Raw genomic sequence first — 18,378 nt, forward strand, 5'->3', positions numbered from 1 at the left:
CTCTCTTCTAACAGGAACAGCTGTCCCGGGTACGATAATCGGACCGGGACAGCTTCATGACACGACTTATATGGCTTGCTTCATCAGTTCGGATAGAGCCTGTTTTGCGGAATAATTTGCTTCGGCTGAGATGCCGACGACCAGGATAGCTTAGCGATGGCATCCTCCGTATTATCGTAGAACTCCAGCTTAATATCATACTTCTGGCCGGCTGTCAGATAGATGGAGCCTGACCATTCGGTCTCGGCCTGATCGACCCACTTGTCGATGATGAGCTGATTGTTCACCCATAGCCGGACGCCGTCATCCGTACTCGTATGGAATGTATAGGTGCCTGTATACTGCGGCTTCACTTTGCCCGTCCAGCGTACGGAGAAGGTATCTGCACCCATAGAAGGAAGCGGCGCTCCGTAGCCCCAATTGAAATTCACTGTCGCGTCTACCCTCGTAGCCATCAAAGAGGTGAAATTCATATTGTCATAGTACTGGGCAGTCAGGCCAGTGCCATTGTCAGCTGGCAGCTCGCTTGCCGGCGTGAACTTGATCCAGTCGTAGTAAGCGCGGACGGGCGCTCCCGGATAATTGAACTTGCCCGTCCATACCTCAGCAGGGCCCGCTCCCGACCACAGGTTAACCATAATGTGGCCTGGACTGGTCGGCAGCGCTCCTCTCGAGCCGTTCTCGGTATGAACTAACACCCCATCCACATACCACTTGATGTAAGTCGGCGACCATTCGAACGCATAATCGTGGAAGTCCAGCGAAGCGTCGAAGCCCAGATTAATAATGGTGCTGTGCTGGCCGACGCCATTCGTGAAGTAGTTCGTCTCCAGCTTGGTTGTGTCTTTGCCCAATATCTCGATGTCAATCTCGTCATTGGATGTACCCTGCGCCGCGCCGGAATACGTAAAGAGGCTGGTGACAAGACCGGTGCCTTTCGCCGCTTTCATTCGGGCTTCCACTCTGCCGTAGCCATACTTCACATTCGTCGCGTATTCACCTGATGCGTAGTTTTTGCCAGAGCAGCTTGCGGGACATCCCGCATTATCCAGCCGCAGTGCCATAATGCCATTCGAAAATTCCTGGTTGGCCGCCTTCCAGCCGACACCGAAGTCGGCGCCGTTGGCCCAGCCGTCCGAAGTGTAGAACATGCTTGGATTCGTCCCGTTCAGCGGTTCAAAAAATGCAACGTCAGCAGCCGACGATGAGTTCGGCAGGAGCAATACTGCAAGCATAGCAGCAGCCGCAAGCAGGGCTGTCATTCTTTTTCTGATAGGCATCACCTTGTTGTTCATGAATACACACCTCTTTCTTGGAATGTGATCGATGGCCCTCTATCGCCGGTTAGGCGAGGCCTCTGGAAATCTTAATGGACTGGTTCTGTGCGTCCCGCTCCACCTTGGCTCCGACAGCATCTGCCAGCGCCGCAAGCGGCACATACGCGATACCATTCCGAAGCGTAACGGGTTCAGCCAGCGTAAGCTTCTTGCCATTCACCGCAGCAGTCTTCGAGCCAGCCTTGAAAATAAGCGTTGCGCCGGACGCTTCATCGATGACGTGAATTTCCTGCTTTGCGCCGTTCCACTCCACCTTCGCGTTCAGGGACTCCATCAGATAACGCAGCGGCGCCATCTCGGTCTGGCCGATGCGGTAGATCAGCGGCTTGTTCGGGTCTTCCACTTGCAGCTCGACCGATTGCACTTCGCCTTGCGGCTGCTCGGCCTTCGTATAAGCCATCCAGTCGAATTCGGCAACCAGCGTCTCTCCTTGATGCGTATAGTCGCCCGCCCATCCGTTCGTCTTCGTTGCCGGCCACAAGTTGGCAATAATATGGCCAGGCGCAGAAGGCAATTCGCCTCTCTCGCCAGTCTCGGTATGAACGAGCTTGCCGTCTACATACCACTTGATATAGTCCGGCGTCCATTCGAAGGCGTAATCGTGGAAGTCATCCGCGGCATCGAAGCCGAGCGGAATTACCGTGGAGTGCATGCCTACGCTTTTCGTAAAATAATTTGTCTCCAGCTTGGTTGTGTCTTTGCCCAAAATTTCCACATCAATCTCATGCGTCTTGCCATCCGCATCGGTGCCGTACGTAAAGAAGCCCGTGACGACGCCAACTCCTTTCACCGCTTTCAGCCTGGCTTCAAACTTGCCGTAGCCGTACTTCTGGGTCGTCGCATATTCTCCTGATGCATACGGCTGTCCGGAGCACAGAGCCTGATCGTCTGCGCAAGGCTTGTCATCCAGCAGCAGCTTCAGCTTCCCGTCCTCGAATACGACATGATCATCCCGCCAGCCGTTCAGGAATGTGCCTCCATTGCCCCATCCGTTCGAGGAATACCAACGTTCGGCGTCTTTCTTGTCAAGCTGATCCTTGAAGCTGGTGCCGAGCGGCGCCGCTTCTTCTGCCATTGCGGTTAGCGGCATAAGAAGCGCCACTGCCGTGAAAGCGGATACAATTAACGCTGTCCATCTCCGTCTAAGCTTCATAAATCGTCATCCTCCTCCTTTTCGCATCTTGTAATCAGAATCATCAATCAACTTAATCCTACATGCTATCGCCTCTATGATCTCAGCCATTTCTACCATAAAACTGCACTATTTTACGGATATTTGAAGAAGGTGTACATACGGAAGGACAGCAAAAGGCCGGAACCATGGACCATTCATTGTCCACATCCGGCCTCTCGCAACGGAATTATTGATCTCCTAAAACATCTTTTTTGAACAAATTCACCTGGGCAACCATATGCCCGATATTCCCTTCACCCGCATACAGCGCCATGTCGAAGAAGTCAGAGGCGGCGTCGATCCAGTCCAGATACTGCTCGTCTCCGGCTGGCTCAACCTCATGCCTAAGCCTTCCGGCGTACACTTCTACGCGGCAATCTTGCAAGTAATAGCTGAACTCCATAACAGGATGCAGCACAATATCCTCACGCGATATGCCCGCCTCCTCACGCAGCTCCCTGTAGGCGCTGTCGATTCCGGTCTCCCCGGGCTCTATTTTGCCGCCTACCAGATTATACAAGCCTTTGTAGGGCTCCTTCACCCTCTTGCACATCAATATCTTGTCCTGATTATGATGATAGACCATGATGACATTATAGCCTTGCATCTGCTCAGTCCTTTCCTAGTCTATGACTGCCAGAGTCTGCGAATCTTTCTTTCATCAGAGGCGGGGACTTGAATACCGTCCGATTGATCACTTCCGCGGCCATCCACAAGCCTATGATCGATACATAGACGGATACCGTATAGCTGGTCGTGAAGGAAAGTCCAAATCCTTTTTGCAGCAAGTTCAGCGACAGATGGGTAACCGCATTGGTGAAGCAAAAGACGTAGCTTCGCACCATCCACTGGCGATGGCTGCTGGGCTGCTTCTTTCTGATTTTGGTTATCGCGATCACTGTAATAACCGGCCAGGCAATATTCAAGAGATTGAACGGAATGCTTGTCGCCTTGCCTCCGGTGGAATAAGGAGCCATGTAGCCTGATGTGATATCTACTATGAGAATAGCGATAAGATAAGCGTAGCCGTTCATGCGATGAAACTTCTTGAACTTCCGCAGCAGCGAGTTCGAAAAGTTAAGCGCTCCCGCTATTAATGCGACACAAGCGAAGGCTACATGCACATACATCACATTCAGCCAAATCGGAGGTTGAAGAGTGCGCTTCAAATCCATCTTTTGGCTGAGAAATCGGGTTGCCGACGGATCATAAATATAATTCGCAATGACAGCATACAGTACGGCGCCAATTGCCGCTGCAATCACAAACTTGTACAGAAGCTTTGAGTTAAACATACATTTCAGCCTTTCTCCCTGATGCATTTCCCTAATGTAACCCATTCTACCTTAAGCCATTGGCCGAGTATAGCATGGTTGCTGCTTATGGAAGGGGCTCTGTAAGTTCTCAAGCAAAAAAACACCGCCATCGGCATTTCCCGATGCGCAGTGCTATAAGGCTGTTTCGAACGCTTAACTTCGGGAAAGCAGACACGACTCCGGCAACGTCTTCAATGGCTGCTTATGCCCGCCCATCTGCCCGTGTATGGGGGCTCCATAAATATCCCGTCTCTAAGCTCCTGCACCTGCGAGCGTATGCTATTCCAGCAGGCAAAGAGGGATTGCAGCCTCTGCAATCCCTTACAAGCACTCTTTTCCTCCGAATCTAACAGCTCTGGTTAGTTGTATACCTTAAGCTCGCGGATCGACCACCAGTTCGATGCCGTTCCCGTCTGCACAATCTTCAAATACCGTGCGCTCACTTGCGAGAATTGGGCGGTCACAACCGGACCGCTGCCCGTGCCGCTGGCGATGACGCTGCCATAGTTCACACCGTCTTGCGAGACATATACCTCATAGCCCCGCGCATAATCATCGTTGCTGCCTGTGGAGTCCATCACAATCTTGCTGAAGCTCTTCGGGGAGCCCATGTCCACGGTCAGCGATTGGCCCGGAGCCATAGCGGCTCCCGTGCTCCAGCGCGTCGACATATCGCCGTCCAACAGGTTGGCTGCCGCGTCTCCGCTCGACGGCGTTGAAGCTGCAATCCAGCCCAAGCGGGACAGCTCTGCGCCTGTACCGCCGCCGGTGTTGCCGCCGCTGCCGTTCGTATATACGTTCAGCTCCCGAATCGACCACCAGTTGGACGCCGTGCCCGTCTGCACGATCTTGATGTACCGTGCCGACTGTGCCGGGAAGACGGCTTCCACGACCGGACCGCTGCCCGTGCCGCTGGCGACCGCGCTGCCATAGTTGATGCCGTCGCTCGATACGTATACCTCGAAGCCGCGCGCATAGTCATCATTGCTGCCTGTGGAGTCCATCACAATCTTGTTGAAGCTCTTCGCCGCTTTCATATCGATGGTCAGCGACTGGCCCGGAGCCATGGCTGTGCCTGCGCTCCAGCGGGTCGCCATGCTGCCATCCAGCAGATTCGCTGCGGCATCTCCGCTAGAAGGCGAAGAGGATGCCGTCCAGCCGGTACGGTCCAGTGCCGTCTCCACGCCTCCTGGGCCTCCGGGTCCGCCTGTGCCCGTACCGATAAATTCATTGACCGTCTGTCTCATGCCCTCCGCAGGCGAGTTGGCATAGACGCGGCCTCCCAGCTTATTGATAACATGCGTAATCTCGCTGCCCGGCGTGCCAGCCAGCCATATCGAGGTCGCATGATGGACCTTGACTCCCGCAGTATCCGGCACTTCAATGCCGCTCTCCAGCTTCACTGGCGCATCTCTGAAGAAGGAATAAACGCCGAGTCCCCATACCTCATGATCCGTCACATGGTCCGCCACCTTATAGGAAGCATAGCCGTTCACGGTTCCGTTCTGGCTCATCCATCCCGCCTGATTCGGAACATCGTACGGAATTTCGGATTGGTAGAAATAGACGCGGCCTCCGTTGCCGTTCCATAATGTCTGATACTCATGATGATGTTCATTGAATAAGCCGTAAATCGTCACCTGGTCGCCGTTCACGACAAGGCCGTTTTTCGATATATTGTCCGTCCAGCCTACACCTGCGCCATGGTCGGCACGCCAGATCCAGAAGTGATCGCCGATTACGTGGTTGCTGTTAATCGTTAAGCTGGCGTCATTTTTCCCGATGGCTGCTCCCCCGATCCGGAAAAACAGATCATGCAGCGAGGTTGGATTAGCCGCATGGCTTGCATTGCTTCCGCTTGGACCCACTTCCAGCAATGAAGCCGAATTGACCGGACCTGCATCCAGCACCAGCCCCGCAACCTTCACGCCGTCAACGTCGGCTACTTTCATCGTCACTTGACCGTTCGCAGGAATAAGCGTCGGCAGACCGATGCCAAGAATGACCGTATTGGCGCGGTTCACTTGAATGGTCTCGCTTAGATGGTAGATGCCCGGTGTGAAGATCAGGTTTTTGCCTTGGCTTAACGCCGCATTGATACTGGCAGCTGTAGCCGTCTCTGGACGCGCGATATGGAAGGTGTCGATCGACAGCGACTCGCCCGGCGTGGAGCCGTTCACCCAGCTGACGCCCTTCCGGTCATGCTGCAGGGAAGGGACGAATACGCGGTATTGCCCTGCGCCGTCGATGTACAAATACGGCTTCTCGCGCAGCACCGGCGCCTGTTCGACCACCGTATACGGCGGATCCGGGAACTGGCCTGCAGGCGGATTCGTATCGCCTACGAATACCATGTTCCATACGCCGTTCGTCCAGTTGCCGTATTGGCTGTTGCGCGAGAACCACTGCTGCTGCGAGCCCGGCACAATCGTGCCGTTGACGACGGAATCTGCCAGCAAGCCCCCGCTTGCCCAGCCTGCATTCCAGTTGTTGTCAAAGTCGAACAATTGCAGCTCGCCGTTAATGTTCAGCCGCCGCAGCGGCGCCGCCTGCGATACAGCGATGCGCGTCATGCCGCTTGACGGTGAGATCGACAGATTCTCAATTGCGCGCCAGAAATTGCGCGTCGCGTTGCCGTTATCCCACTTGGCGTCTACGTTCAGTGCGCCGCCCGTGAGGTTCACTTGTCCCGGGTTTTGCCCGAGGCCCGCTACATGCGTGAAGAAGCCTACTTTCATATCTATGTTGTAGTTGCCCGGTTTGAAGAGAAGCGCATATCTCTGATTGCTGAATTCATTGCTTTCCTGCTCGTTGAATACCGCGCTTGTCACAGCCTGAATATCGGCTGTCGGCATCGATGGATCAAAGACATATACATTCGGGCCAAATATCGTCTGATTCGCCGTCGAAGGAGGCGGAGCCGCTTCCGTGCGGCTGGGAGATACAGCATACGTACTGACAAAAAGCGCTATCGTTGCGATCATGGCTATCCATTTTCTCAAAATGAATTCCCTCCAATATTGAGTATTGATGAAACGATTCCAACGAATCCAATATGCTCCTCTTGCCTGCTCCTCCTTTCCCGCGTGTTGGGCGAACGAGACAGCGTCCTCGCCTCACATCCGCTACTGTACTGACCACCGGGCGAAAACGCTTACATTTATCATAGTGCGATACGTGGTTATTAGACAGGTGGGATAATTTAGATACACGGGCCGATTTTTTAGATTTGACATGGTTTAATTAGTACTGTATAGTTCTAAACATGAAAAAGAAAACTGCCCCCAGCAACCGAACGATCGTGATGCAGGTCGCTGCTTCCCTGTTCTTGGAGAAGGGCTATCAGACGACCAGCATGGACGAAATTGTTGCCGTCAGCAAAGTGTCCAAGACGAATATTTATTACCATTTCAAAAGCAAAGAGGAGCTGCTCGCCGCTATCGCGGACCAAATGATTGACCGATACTCCGGGATGATCGATGAGATTGCAGCCCATAACGAGCTGCCGGTCATGGAACGAATCGGCCGTTTAGCCGCGCTGCTGACAGAGCAGACGCCGAACATCCTTGGCGGGTGCCCGTTTCTAACCCTTTATGTTCAAACCTCGCATGAATCGGATGATGTCCGGAATGCCATTAGAGCATTTTTCGACAAACAAACCAAAACCATGGAGACGCTGCTTCAGGAAGGCGTAGACCGCAAGGAGATCCACACGTCCCTCCCTCTTCCTCAGCTAGCTGCTCTTATCGTTTCGACAATTGAAGGCTCGCTATTCTTGCAGCACGCTCAGCAAGACCCCTCGCTGTTGTCGACCACTCTTCATACTTTGGCTGCGATGCTAAAGTAATTTTTTTGCCCATGACTAGTACTTAACAGTACTAAAAAATGCAATAGGAGGCCAACGAATATGAATACGGTATTTCTAACTGGCGGAAGCGGCTTTATCGGAAGGCAAGTTATGGCGCAGCTAGTGCGGGCAGGACATAAAGTGTACGTCCTTTCACGGTCCAACTCCAAGCTGCTTGAGACGATGAGGGCCATAGGGCTTGATGAGTTCTCCGCCATTACACCGCTTCAGGGTGATCTGACTAAGCCCGCGCTCGGGCTGAGCCCTGCAGATCAAGAGCGAATCAGCAAGGTGGATGTGATCATTCATGCTGGCGGACCCATGGATATCATGCTTCAGGCAGATCAGGCGCAAAAAGTATTCCGAGATGGCGCAATCGAAATGGTCCGGCTGGCCGCCAACATCCATAAAAGCCATTCTCTAAAGCACTTTATTCATGTGGTCGGGTTTAAGTCGCCTTATTCGGAAATCGGCAATAACCATGATGGCCTGAGCCATCCTCACAAGGCGCCTCCCTATGAGCAAATGAAATTCGAAGCCGATCTATTGATTCGGCAGGAGCTCGCCAAGCTGGGCGTTCCGCTGTCTGTCGTGAATCCTAGCGTCGTAATCGGGGACTCTTATACGGGGATGACCGAGCAGCTCGGTGGACTTGGCATATTGGTGAATAGCGTACGCAGGGGACTGATGGCCTTTGCTCCCGGAGGCAAGAAATATTGGCTCCCGCTTGTCCATGTCGATCATGTGGCGGCTTGCATTGCAGCTCTGGCGCAAGAGAAGCATCCCGTTAGCGATACGTATTTCTTGTTGGATCAGCAAACGGCCAGTCCTGACATGATTGAGCTTACTAGACTAATTGCCAAAGAATCGGGTGTCCGAGGGCCTATTGGCGCTATTCCATACCGCTTCATTAAAGCCTTGCTGAACCTCGGAATTGACAAGGGACTGAAAATGCCAAAGGAATCGATCGATTTTATCGTCAACTCTGAATTCCCGCTGGCCTCGAAGATGGACCTGCAAGCCAAGCATGGTCTTCAATTGTCTGTCATTCCGTCCACCCTGCCTTTTGTCGTTGCGGATTTGGATTTCCGTATTTCCCACGGCAGCAGCCTATACCTTCCTCATCCGTTCCGATTAAGCAGAAGGGCGAATCTGGCAACGATTGAAAAGGAAGGACATGGTCCGCCTATCATTCTGTTGCATGGCACCTTTAGCTCAGCCTATGCGTTATTGCCGCTAGCTGAGCAACTTGCCACCCTTTGCGAGAATCCGATTTATCTCATAGACTTGCCGGGATTCGGACGTTCGCCTATCCGTCATCACGACGTACAAATCAAAGGTTTGGAACAGTCCATCAGAGATCTGCTTATGAGCATAGACTCGCCGGTCATCCTGGTTGGACATTCGCTTGGGGGCTATATCGCTGCCAAAATGATAGACCAAGTGCCGGAGCATATTCATATGGGGCTGCTGCTTCAGCCGGTATTACAGCCCTTGTCCATCAAGTTTAAAGCCAAACTCATGACGCTTTCCCTGCTGCGATTCGCATCTGAGAGCGCAATTAAACGCATGCTGCTGAAGGAGCAGAGCTTTGCAGGCGAGCATGAAATTCCCGCAGAGTATATACGCTATATCCATGATGAACTGAGCTCCCCCCGCATCAGGTCCTCCACGGCAGAGGCCATGTCTGCGCTTGCGCGGCCGGAGAGCTTCTCCTTCTCCCCAGCCAACTGGGATGAAAACAGGCTGACGATCTTATGGGGAACGCAGGAGAGCAACTTTCATATTCCGGACCAATACGCTGGATTCCCTGCCATCGGTCTGCCCTATGCGCATCAATTCCCGATATCCCATCCCGCGGAGACTGCATCACGGATTCAAGAGGCTCTGCAAGAATATGTTGTGCCGAATCATTCCCTTTGTATATAATCTCCATAATAACGTACTTCTGGAGGACGCCTATGCTCAAAGAAAAAATTCCCTGGTAAGCCCGTGCCCCGCCGCCTCTCGCTTCAATCGAACGATTCAAATCTAATCGAAACGAGAGGATGAAGAACATGCGGCCACAAGCTGTAGATTGGAAAACGTTAACCTTTGGAGTAGAAATCGAATTTATCGGAGGTCATCCGGAGCAGCTGGAGCTGTTGCCCGGCTGGATCATGTCGCTCGATGAGCGGCAGTTGGATGAGACCGGTCTGGAATCAGGAAGCGAGCTGAAGCCGCCTCCGCTGCTATGGGAGGACCGGGAGCAAATTCGTGTGATGCTGGACCGGCTTTTGGCTCAGGGCGCTGCTATGAATTGGAGCTGCGGCCTTCACGTCCACGTCGGACTGGAGCCCTGGGGTCAAGAGATTGTACCGCGCCTGCTGGATGCAGCTCTGCAATGCCAAGAAGCGATCGGGAAGCTGCTGGCTACAAGCCCGCATCGGCGGCTATTCTGCCCGCCCGTCACGCCGGCAATGAGAGAGCGTTATGCGGCAGCGCCCGAGGAAGAATCCGTCCGCTATTTCGGACGCCCGCAGTCTCATCGCTGCGGCATTAACACAGCGGCGTGGTTTGATATCCAAACCGTTGAAATCCGCTATGCCAACGGCTCGTTGGACTATGAAGAAATCCTTGCAACTGCGGAGCTTTGTCTTCGATTCGTCGCTGCGGTCGGAGAAGGGCGGACGCTATCAAGCGACCATGAGGAGTTGGCTAGGCAGCTGGGCGTGCCAAGCTGCGGATACCCGCCCCCTCTGCCGCCTCCTAGATGGTTCGAAGAGAGAACCTGGCTGGAAGAAGCGCTGATCCCCGTATTGGCCTCAACGGCGGCAGAGCTTGTGAAGGATGGCGAGATCCACCATATTCTGCCCGTTCCGGATGGAATGCTGCTGGCGGTCGAGGACCGTGAAGGACGGCTGTTCAAATTCATCGTTCAACCGCCTGCGGCAAAGTGGACGGTCTTGCGCCAAATCGAAGGGTAATAGGTATAAGGGTCATACTGCCGATAAGGCGGCATGACCCTTCCGAATGTTCTTTAAAGGTAAGGACTATAACCGCATGTCTTATCGTACGATAACAAGAGAGTGGACAAAGGGAGGAATGCCGATGTGGGAACGCAAGGAACTGAAGGATAATGCCAAGTATGTGCTTCGAACCTCGTATTGGAAAGCTTTTCTGGTCAGCCTGATCTTAGGCTTCGTCGGCGGAGGTGCGCGCTTCCCGGATTTGAACTTCAATTTCGGATCATCGTCTAATGGTTCATTTGACTCGGAGACCGGATTTATCGATTGGGGATTGATGGCCCCGATCTTTGCCCTTGCGGCCGGACTAATCATTGTTTTCATTATTTTCGCTATCAGCTTTCGCATATTCCTGGGCTTTCCGCTTGAAGTCGGCTCTATCCAGTACTTCAAGCGCTCGGCAGAGCAGGATGTGAATCTGAACCACTTGGGATACGCCTTCAACAGCCAGCGATACTTGAAAATCGTCGCGGCCATGTTATGGCGGGGCTTTCTCAATTTCCTATGGTATCTGCTGCTCATCATTCCGGGCATTGTAAAGTCTTACGCGTACAGCTTAGTGCCATATATTCTCGCCGATAACCCGAACATCGGATACAATCGGGCAGTGGATTTGAGCAACCAGATGACAAGAGGACATAAATTCCGCATGTTCGTCCTGGATCTAAGCTTTATCGGCTGGATTCTCCTCGGCTTGCTGGCATGCTTCGTCGGCGTCCTGTTCGTAATGCCCTATATCAACGCTACCAAAGCGGAGCTTTATCTCGCATTGCGCAAAGAAGCGCTGGAGCGGAATCTGACGACGGAAGCGGAATTGCAGCTCGTTCCTCCGCCTCTCTACTAGTTCCGTTTGCATGCGCAAGGTGCTTTCCCAAAAGGGAGGCAACGGATAAGGCACTCCCAAACGGCGAAAAAAGCCTTCAAATCCACCGCAAGAGTGGGTTTGAAGGCTTTTCGCTTGCAGCGGGAGCTATGATTGGCAGCTGCGGGGGGAGCCCTAAGCCGAGTTTCTCGGCCTGCGGCTCCGCCTTCCGCTCGGCGGCACGCTTTAAGCCGAGTTTCTCGGACTGCAGCTCCGCTTTCCGCTCGGCGGCGCACTCTAGGCCGGGTTTCTCGGACTGCAGTTCGGCTTTCCGCCCTGCGGTGCTCTCTAGGCCGAGTTTATCGGACTGCAGCTCCGCTTGCCGTTCGGCGGCGCTCTCTAAGCCGAGATTCTCGGACTGCAGCTCCGTTTTACGCTCGGCGGCGCTCTCTAAGCCGAGTTTCTCGGACTGCAGCTCCGTTTTACGCTCGGCGGCACGCTCTAGGCCGAGTTTCTCGGACTGCAGCTCCGTTTTACGCTCGGCGGCACGCTCTAGGCCGAGTTTCTCGGACTGCAGCTCTGCTTTCCGCTCGGCGGTGCTCTCTAAGCCGAGTTTCGCGGACTGCAGTTCCGCTTCCCGCTCGGCGACACTCTCTAAGCCGAGTTTCTCGGACTGCAGCTCCGCTTTCCGCTCGGCGGTACGTCTAGGCCGAGTTTCTCGGACTGCAACTTCGATTCCTGCTCGGCGGCACGCTCTAGGCCGAGTTTCTCGGACTGTAGCTCTGCTTTCCGCTCAGCGGTACGCTCTAGGCCGGGTTTCTCGGACTGCAGTTCAGCTTTCCACCCAGCTCGCACGACTGTCCCGAGGTGTCGTTAGATGACGGAGAGGCACCCCCCATACGATTAACCGCATATGACACAACTACTCGCTTTTCGAACAGCCCTTGCCATTGCCACTTTCGTCAGATCCAGCCGTTGTCATGCGCCTTCTCAGTCGCTTGCTGCCTCGTCTCCACTCCCAGCTTCTGAATCGCTGTTGACAGATAATTGCGGACGGTCCCATTGGTCAAATAAAGCTGCCCCGCTATCTCGCTCGTCGACAGCCCCGATCTGGACAGCCGAAGCACATCGCCCTCCCTCTCGGTCAGCGGATTCTCTTCCTTCACGAACAGAGCCGTTGCAAGGTCCTTGCTAATGACATGCCCGCCAGCCATCACTTTGCGAATGGCATCGATCAAAAACTCAATGGGTTCATCCTTGAGCAAATATCCTTCCACCTTGAGCTCTCTCGCCTTCTGCAAGAAGCCCGGACGGGCGAAGGTCGTCACCATAATGATTTTGGGAGCATGCCCTTCTTCTTTCAGCTTCTCCGCAAGCTCGAGGCCGGACAAGAACGGAATTTCGATGTCCAGCAGGCACAGATCAGGCTGTTGTCTCCGAATGACTTCCAGAGCCTCGACACCGTCCCCCGCTTCTCCTACCACATCTAAGTCGTCCTCCAGGGATAGCAGCGATCTTAGCGTCCCTCTTAGCAGCTTCTGATCTTCAGCAATTACGATTCGGATCACCTTACACCCTCCTATTGCCCATTAATGGAATCTTCAATGTCACCACTGCGCCCCTGTCCGGATTAGCCGTCACATAGGCTTCTCCTTGCAGCGCGGCCATACGCTCTCTCATGGATTGCAGGCCGTTCCCTTGGCCTTGCCCTTCAAGCCCTCTGCCATTATCAATGATTTGAATATAATAATGCTCGCCTTGAACGTAATGAGAAAGAGTGCACAAGTCAGCGCCGCTATGCCTAATAATATTAGTTACCGCTTCCCGGAGGCAGAGCGCAACCATCGTCTCGGCCCTATCGGACAACGGTCTGATCCCTTCTTGCACGGCGGTCATATCGATGTCCGCCTCGCCAAGCAGCTCCCTGGACCGTTCAATCTCCTTCGCCAAAGAGACGAATCGCATGTCCGTCACCAGCTCCCGCACTTGCTTCAGCGCAAAGCGTGACGTATCCAATATATCGTTCAGCTCATGCCTCGCTTTCTCCGGATGCTTCTCTACCAGACGCAGCGTCAATTCGCTCTTCAGCTTGATCATCGTCAGCGTCTGCCCCAGCGTATCGTGCAGATCCCTGGCAATCCGGTTCCGCTCTTCTTCCTGAATATAATGCTCCAGCTGCGCGTTAGCGATATCCAGCTTCTCCTTCAGCCCCTTCGACTTTTCCTTCGTATGCACCACTATAGTTGTCGTCAGCTGCATAATCATGCCCGCGAAGAACAAATTCGCAAATAGCGCAAACGGACTCCCCGCATCCAGCCAGCTATGAGCCGCATACATGATGACGATGCCGGCCATTCCGCCGGCCATCACCCACATACGTTTCGTCCGTCCCAGCAGATCGGCAAACACAAATCCATAGAGCAGCATCCAATCGTCAATGTATAGGCCAAGCACAGCGAGTAGAGCACACCAAACGAGACTGGCCGCAAGCAAGCGCCAGTCCCGATACCATAAGCCAACATAAAAAGATGCCAGAAACAACAGGAAAGCTGTTATCTTCCCCGCAGGAGAAAGCGAATGATTCATAATAAAGACATGATAAATAAATACGACCACAACCAGCATGTCGATAATTAAATATTTCTCAATCTGGTCCCGGGGATAAATCCGTCTCCACATCGTTGTTCAACACACCTTGTCTGTAACGTTCTAAGCTTTCTGCCTTGCCACAAGTCCTGTCGCAAATCTTCGGGCTGATTCCATAGGACCAAACTTGAATCTTCCAAGCCATGCGTAAGCAAACAATATTTGAATGCAGCTGATTGCCAGCCACACTCCAACTATTGCTGCCGGGTGCAGCTTGCCGCCAAGCCCCGCTCCCCAGCCGTAGAATATAACGCCGGAGATGATGTTTTGCAGTACATAGCAGCTAAGCGACATTTTGCCAACCTGCTCCAAACGATTCCATAACCACAATTTCTCGCTGCTTTCCACCAGCTTTGCAATCAATCCCATGTAGCCTAGCGCCAGGATCGGCGCAAACAGATAGCGCACCGGCAGATCGAAGTAGCCGCCAGGAATGAATAGAAGCAGATTAAGCGGAATGCCCGCTCCAAGTCCCCATTGCAGAAGCTTCTTCCGTTTCTTTCTGCCCTCATCATCAGGAGCAAAATAACCCGATCGCATCAGCCTGATGCCAAGCAGGAACAGGAAGATATTCATTGGAATGACGAACAGCGCCTCCATTCGAAGCATCAGAAATTGAGACAAGCGGTATTCCACCTGCTGCAGCCAGCTTCCCTCCTTATATAATAACACTGTACCGTTCATGTCGCCTAAGCTCATATTCGCCCCGCTTAAGCCGAGATAGATGCCGCCCATTAATAGAAGCAGCATAACGAGTCCATGAAAGCCGCCGAAAATCGCCATCGCCCGCCGAATCGACTTATCCCCGCCTTTGACAATAAATGCCGCAATAATAGCCGTTATGCCGTAGCTCATCAATATGTCGTATTCCATCACCAGCGCAAAGTGAAGAAGCCCTTCAGTCATTAGAATAATCGACGTCCAGATATAGACGCCGGGCCATGCGCTGCCTCGCCTTAAGGATTGCCTGTACTTCATCTCCAGTCCGACGCCGAACATAATCGTCAGCAGACCTAGAAGCTTTCCGTTCACCAAGAACAGTACCAATACGCGCACAAACTCTTCCAATGACGTCCACCACGGAGCTGCATCAAAGGTCATCATATAATTCAAGTCGCCCAGATAAGCGAACAGCCATATATTCGTGCCAAGCGTACCCATGACCGCAAATCCTCTCAATATGTCCAGCAACCGCAATCGTCCGTTTTTTTCCGCCATGCCAATCCCCTCTTCGCTCAAGTTAATAACTCTATTGTATGGATGAGGGAACGGCCGCAGTATTCACAGCAGTCAGCACTTTGATATGACAGTGTCATATCCGTGGGAGTGTAAAAAGTAATAAACCGCATCTCCATGAGATACGGCTGCTATATCCATATAGAAAAGGACCCCCTTCTGTATTATTTGTTAGCCAAATGCCTCAACTTGTCCAAGTGCTCGCCAAGATGACTGTACAGGGGCGGGCATGACTCCAAGTCCATCCATGAATAATGAAAGATCCAGCCGTTATCCTCATCATTGCTTTGCACCACATGGGTGAAGGCTTCCGGAGCATCTGCATCAAGCTGATAATAATACCGCTGTACATGCTGCTTCAGCGTCTCGGAATAGTAGGCATGCTCGCCAAGAAAAACGATATTGTGCGCCTTTCGTATGCCCGATTCCTCCATAATCTCTCGATAAAGCGCATCGAGCACAAGAGCTCGTTCTCCTCTACTGTGCCGCCTGGAACCTGCCAGCCTAGGTGCTCATAATCCTGCTCGCGGAAAACCAGCAGCTGCAATTTCCCTTCATGCATTCGAGTGATGTACGCTGTTACCTTATAGACGATATCCATATCCATATCCAAGCACCTCGATTCCATTCATCATCCTACTTCCCGTTGACCGCTTTCTCCAGCTCTATTATTCGAGTCCTCAAAAATATCACTTCATCCTCCAGCGCTTCTCTCGTCTTACGGGTTAACAGCGTCACCAAAATCGCAAGCACGCTAACCGCGATAATCGAGAACGCTCCGAAAAAGATGGCTTCTCTATCCATCAGACTGCCGTTATCAATAAGCATAATGAGTCCATAGCATGCAAAAACGATAATGACGATGCTGATCACCGTACAGACGCCAGCCAGCCTTCTAAAGCCCGTCTCGGAAAACATAACATCACTCCCTATACTCTTTTTTCTCATCATCCAAAATATCCCTGAATATCTGCCTATACTAACGCTCTATTGAAGAGGAAGGTTTCAACCGATCGAATTATTCACTTCTCTCGATTCCACTTCTACGACCCTGACGGCAGATTTGCCGGTATTAACTTGAGAATAGACAAAGAAAAAGACCCCTTTGGAATAGGGGTCTTCGTCTCATTATGAATTATTAGCCGACTGCTTTGATTGGCCGCTTGGATGGCTTGCGGTTAACAAAATAAATGCTGACCAGAATGCAGGCCAGTCCGGCGACCAGCGTCAACGTAAGCGGCTCATGCAGAAACAGGGTGCCTGCCAAAATGGCCACGACGGGAATGAGGAACGTGTAGGAGGCCATCTTGCCCGCTTCGCCGGAATCCATTAACTTGTAGAACACCAGCCAGCCCATTGCAATAACAAAGATGGAGATAAATAAAAGGCTGCCGATGAAGGCGGCATTCCAGTGCACATCCCCCCAGCTTTCCAATCCGCTGCCTGTCGCTGTCATAAGCACTCCGCCAATCAGGAGCTGGAGCGTCACAAGCCATATCGGGTCGACGCTGCCGCTTTTGCGCTTCACATAGACCGTCCCCAGCGCCCAGCTCAGAGCGGAGCCAAGAGCAAGCAGGACGCCGGGAACCGAGATGTGCCCGGACAAGCCCCCTGCCCCGGTGCTGATAATGCCGACTCCGGCGAAGCCGAGCAGCAGGCCAGTTACCTTCATGCCGTTCATCGACTCCCCTAGCCACATCCAGGAGAAAAGCCCGACCAGCACCGGCTGGAGGAACACAATCGCCGAGAACAAGCCGGACGGCAAGTAGTTAAGACCGATCGACTGCAGACCGTAATACAGAATGATATTGACGATTGCGGAAATAACATAAACCGGCCACGTTCTGCCCAAATTCAGCTTCTTGTATCGCGGCAGAGCGAACATAAGAAGCAGAATACCGCCCAACAGCGTTCTCACTCCCGAGAACAGCACCGGCGGCATATAGGCTAAAGCAAACTTGGATAAAGGCCAATTGATTCCCCATACGAGCACGAGGAACAGAATAAGCAAAGCCGTATTGGCTTTGGACAGTTGTTGTTGCATGGTGCAGGACTCCTTGCTGTAGGTTCACATGAGGTTTGGTCGAGCCGTTACATCCATCATCATACTCCTGTCCCCTGCCGGAATCAACAACCTTTCAAAGAAAAAACTAGAACGTATGATCCTATTGGATTATAATGGAATAGAATTCTTTGAAGCCTCTCTTGCCTTGCGGCAGCACAGCCGAATCGGAGCAGGACAACCCTATTAGGAGGAAAGTGAAATGGAGTATCGTATTGTGACCAAACCTGGCTTTGATGTGATTGGCTACACCATCCGCACCCGCATGGCGGACGGACAGAACCATCGTGACATTCCGGCATTCTGGCAGCGCTACACGGAGAAGAAGCTCGGCGAGACCTTGTACGAGCAAGCCGTCTCGATGGCAGAGTACGGCATCTGCGACGACTTCGATATGGAGGCGGGCGAATTCAGCTACATCATCGGCGTAGAAGCCAAGGAAGGCGCCGAAGCGCCTGCAGGTACGATTCGCCGCCATTATCCGGAGCAGACCTATGCCGTGTTCACAACCCCGATGAGCACGCCGGAGCAATTCTCCGATTCCATCCAGCGTACATGGGGATATATCATGAGTGAATGGCTGCCCGAGGCTCCCTATACGCATGCAGCCGCAGCGGAGTTTGAATATTATGACGAGCGATGCTGGCAGGACCGCAACGAGCTGCTGGAGATGGATATCTATATTCCTGTACAGCCGAAATCTGAAGAAGCTTAGGGTTCGCGTAGCGTTTTGTGCGGAAGCATATAGCAAGGGAAACTGTCCCAACAGCGAATTGGCTGTGTGTGCTACACACTGTTAATCGTAAAAAGGGGCGGCCCTCCTTCGGTCAGCAAACGATACTAGTCTCGTTTGAGCTGGGTGGAAGCAAGGTGGCAATCCGAGCGGAAAACGGAGCTGCTAGCCGAGAAACTCGGCTTAGAGAGTGCCGCCCAGCGGAAAACAGAGCGATAGA

16 protein-coding genes are annotated in these 18,378 nt (G+C 52.9%); 5 read left to right on the plus strand and 11 right to left on the minus strand.

What is annotated here, in order from left to right; genetic code table 11:
• Positions 1 to 83 precede the first annotated feature (83 nt).
• The 5 genes from bglS to D3P09_RS10510 all read right to left on the minus strand — a co-directional run bounded on the left by bglS (position 84) and on the right by D3P09_RS10510 (position 6,829).
• Positions 84 to 1,295, minus strand: a complete 1,212-nt coding sequence (bglS, locus tag D3P09_RS10490) for a beta-glucanase (RefSeq protein WP_120109595.1) — start codon at positions 1,293 to 1,295, stop codon at positions 84 to 86.
• Positions 1,296 to 1,344: 49 nt separating this feature from the next.
• On the minus strand, positions 1,345 to 2,490 hold the full coding sequence (locus D3P09_RS10495; RefSeq protein ID WP_120109597.1) for a family 16 glycosylhydrolase: 1,146 nt from the start codon (positions 2,488 to 2,490) through the stop codon (positions 1,345 to 1,347).
• A gap of 208 nt (positions 2,491 to 2,698) precedes the next feature.
• On the minus strand, positions 2,699 to 3,118 hold the full coding sequence (locus tag D3P09_RS10500) for an NUDIX domain-containing protein (protein ID WP_120109599.1): 420 nt from the start codon (positions 3,116 to 3,118) through the stop codon (positions 2,699 to 2,701).
• A gap of 4 nt (positions 3,119 to 3,122) precedes the next feature.
• Entirely contained in the window at positions 3,123 to 3,806 is a 684-nt protein-coding gene (locus tag D3P09_RS10505) for a DUF2306 domain-containing protein (protein WP_120109601.1), read from the minus strand.
• A 380-nt stretch (positions 3,807 to 4,186) separates the two neighbouring features.
• Entirely contained in the window at positions 4,187 to 6,829 is a 2,643-nt protein-coding gene (locus D3P09_RS10510) for a discoidin domain-containing protein (protein ID WP_341538284.1), read from the minus strand.
• A 263-nt stretch (positions 6,830 to 7,092) separates the two neighbouring features.
• Between D3P09_RS10510 and D3P09_RS10515 the strand changes: the two genes are divergently transcribed.
• From D3P09_RS10515 to D3P09_RS10530, 4 genes are all read left to right on the plus strand, one after another.
• Positions 7,093 to 7,674 carry a TetR/AcrR family transcriptional regulator gene (locus D3P09_RS10515; protein WP_120109602.1) on the plus strand — a complete coding sequence of 194 codons (582 nt, stop codon included), beginning with the start codon at positions 7,093 to 7,095 and terminating at the stop codon, positions 7,672 to 7,674.
• A gap of 60 nt (positions 7,675 to 7,734) precedes the next feature.
• Complete coding sequence (locus D3P09_RS10520; RefSeq protein WP_120109604.1) at positions 7,735 to 9,603, plus strand: alpha/beta fold hydrolase; 1,869 nt, start codon at positions 7,735 to 7,737, stop codon at positions 9,601 to 9,603.
• Between the two features lie 128 nt (positions 9,604 to 9,731).
• On the plus strand, positions 9,732 to 10,640 hold the full coding sequence (locus D3P09_RS10525) for an amidoligase family protein (RefSeq protein ID WP_165867381.1): 909 nt from the start codon (positions 9,732 to 9,734) through the stop codon (positions 10,638 to 10,640).
• 124 nt (positions 10,641 to 10,764) lie between these two features.
• On the plus strand, positions 10,765 to 11,523 hold the full coding sequence (locus D3P09_RS10530) for a DUF975 family protein (RefSeq protein WP_120109608.1): 759 nt from the start codon (positions 10,765 to 10,767) through the stop codon (positions 11,521 to 11,523).
• 920 nt (positions 11,524 to 12,443) lie between these two features.
• Here the strand turns inward: D3P09_RS10530 and D3P09_RS10535 are convergent.
• From D3P09_RS10535 to D3P09_RS10560, 6 genes are all read right to left on the minus strand, one after another.
• Complete coding sequence (locus D3P09_RS10535) at positions 12,444 to 13,049, minus strand: response regulator transcription factor (RefSeq protein ID WP_120109610.1); 606 nt, start codon at positions 13,047 to 13,049, stop codon at positions 12,444 to 12,446.
• A gap of 1 nt (position 13,050) precedes the next feature.
• Positions 13,051 to 14,160: a sensor histidine kinase gene (locus D3P09_RS10540; RefSeq protein ID WP_120109612.1), complete on the minus strand. Its 1,110-nt coding sequence runs from the start codon at positions 14,158 to 14,160 to the stop codon at positions 13,051 to 13,053.
• A 30-nt stretch (positions 14,161 to 14,190) separates the two neighbouring features.
• Complete coding sequence (locus tag D3P09_RS10545) at positions 14,191 to 15,345, minus strand: DUF418 domain-containing protein (protein ID WP_120109614.1); 1,155 nt, start codon at positions 15,343 to 15,345, stop codon at positions 14,191 to 14,193.
• Between the two features lie 182 nt (positions 15,346 to 15,527).
• Positions 15,528 to 15,824 carry an NUDIX domain-containing protein gene (locus tag D3P09_RS10550; RefSeq protein WP_120109615.1) on the minus strand — a complete coding sequence of 99 codons (297 nt, stop codon included), beginning with the start codon at positions 15,822 to 15,824 and terminating at the stop codon, positions 15,528 to 15,530.
• Positions 15,825 to 15,999: 175 nt separating this feature from the next.
• Positions 16,000 to 16,281 (minus strand): hypothetical protein, encoded by a 282-nt coding sequence (locus D3P09_RS10555; protein ID WP_120109617.1) that lies wholly within the window; start codon positions 16,279 to 16,281, stop codon positions 16,000 to 16,002.
• A gap of 220 nt (positions 16,282 to 16,501) precedes the next feature.
• On the minus strand, positions 16,502 to 17,407 hold the full coding sequence (locus D3P09_RS10560; RefSeq protein ID WP_120109618.1) for a DMT family transporter: 906 nt from the start codon (positions 17,405 to 17,407) through the stop codon (positions 16,502 to 16,504).
• Between the two features lie 220 nt (positions 17,408 to 17,627).
• Here D3P09_RS10560 and D3P09_RS10565 point away from each other — a divergent pair, with 220 nt between their 5' ends.
• Positions 17,628 to 18,140, plus strand: coding sequence for a GyrI-like domain-containing protein (locus D3P09_RS10565; protein ID WP_120109620.1), 513 nt, complete (start codon positions 17,628 to 17,630; stop codon positions 18,138 to 18,140).
• The last annotated feature ends 238 nt before the right edge of the window (positions 18,141 to 18,378 follow it).

Origin of the sequence: Paenibacillus pinisoli (assembly GCF_003605435.1) — a bacterium.
In the GTDB taxonomy this organism is placed as follows: Bacteria; Bacillota; Bacilli; order Paenibacillales; family Paenibacillaceae; genus Pristimantibacillus; species Pristimantibacillus pinisoli.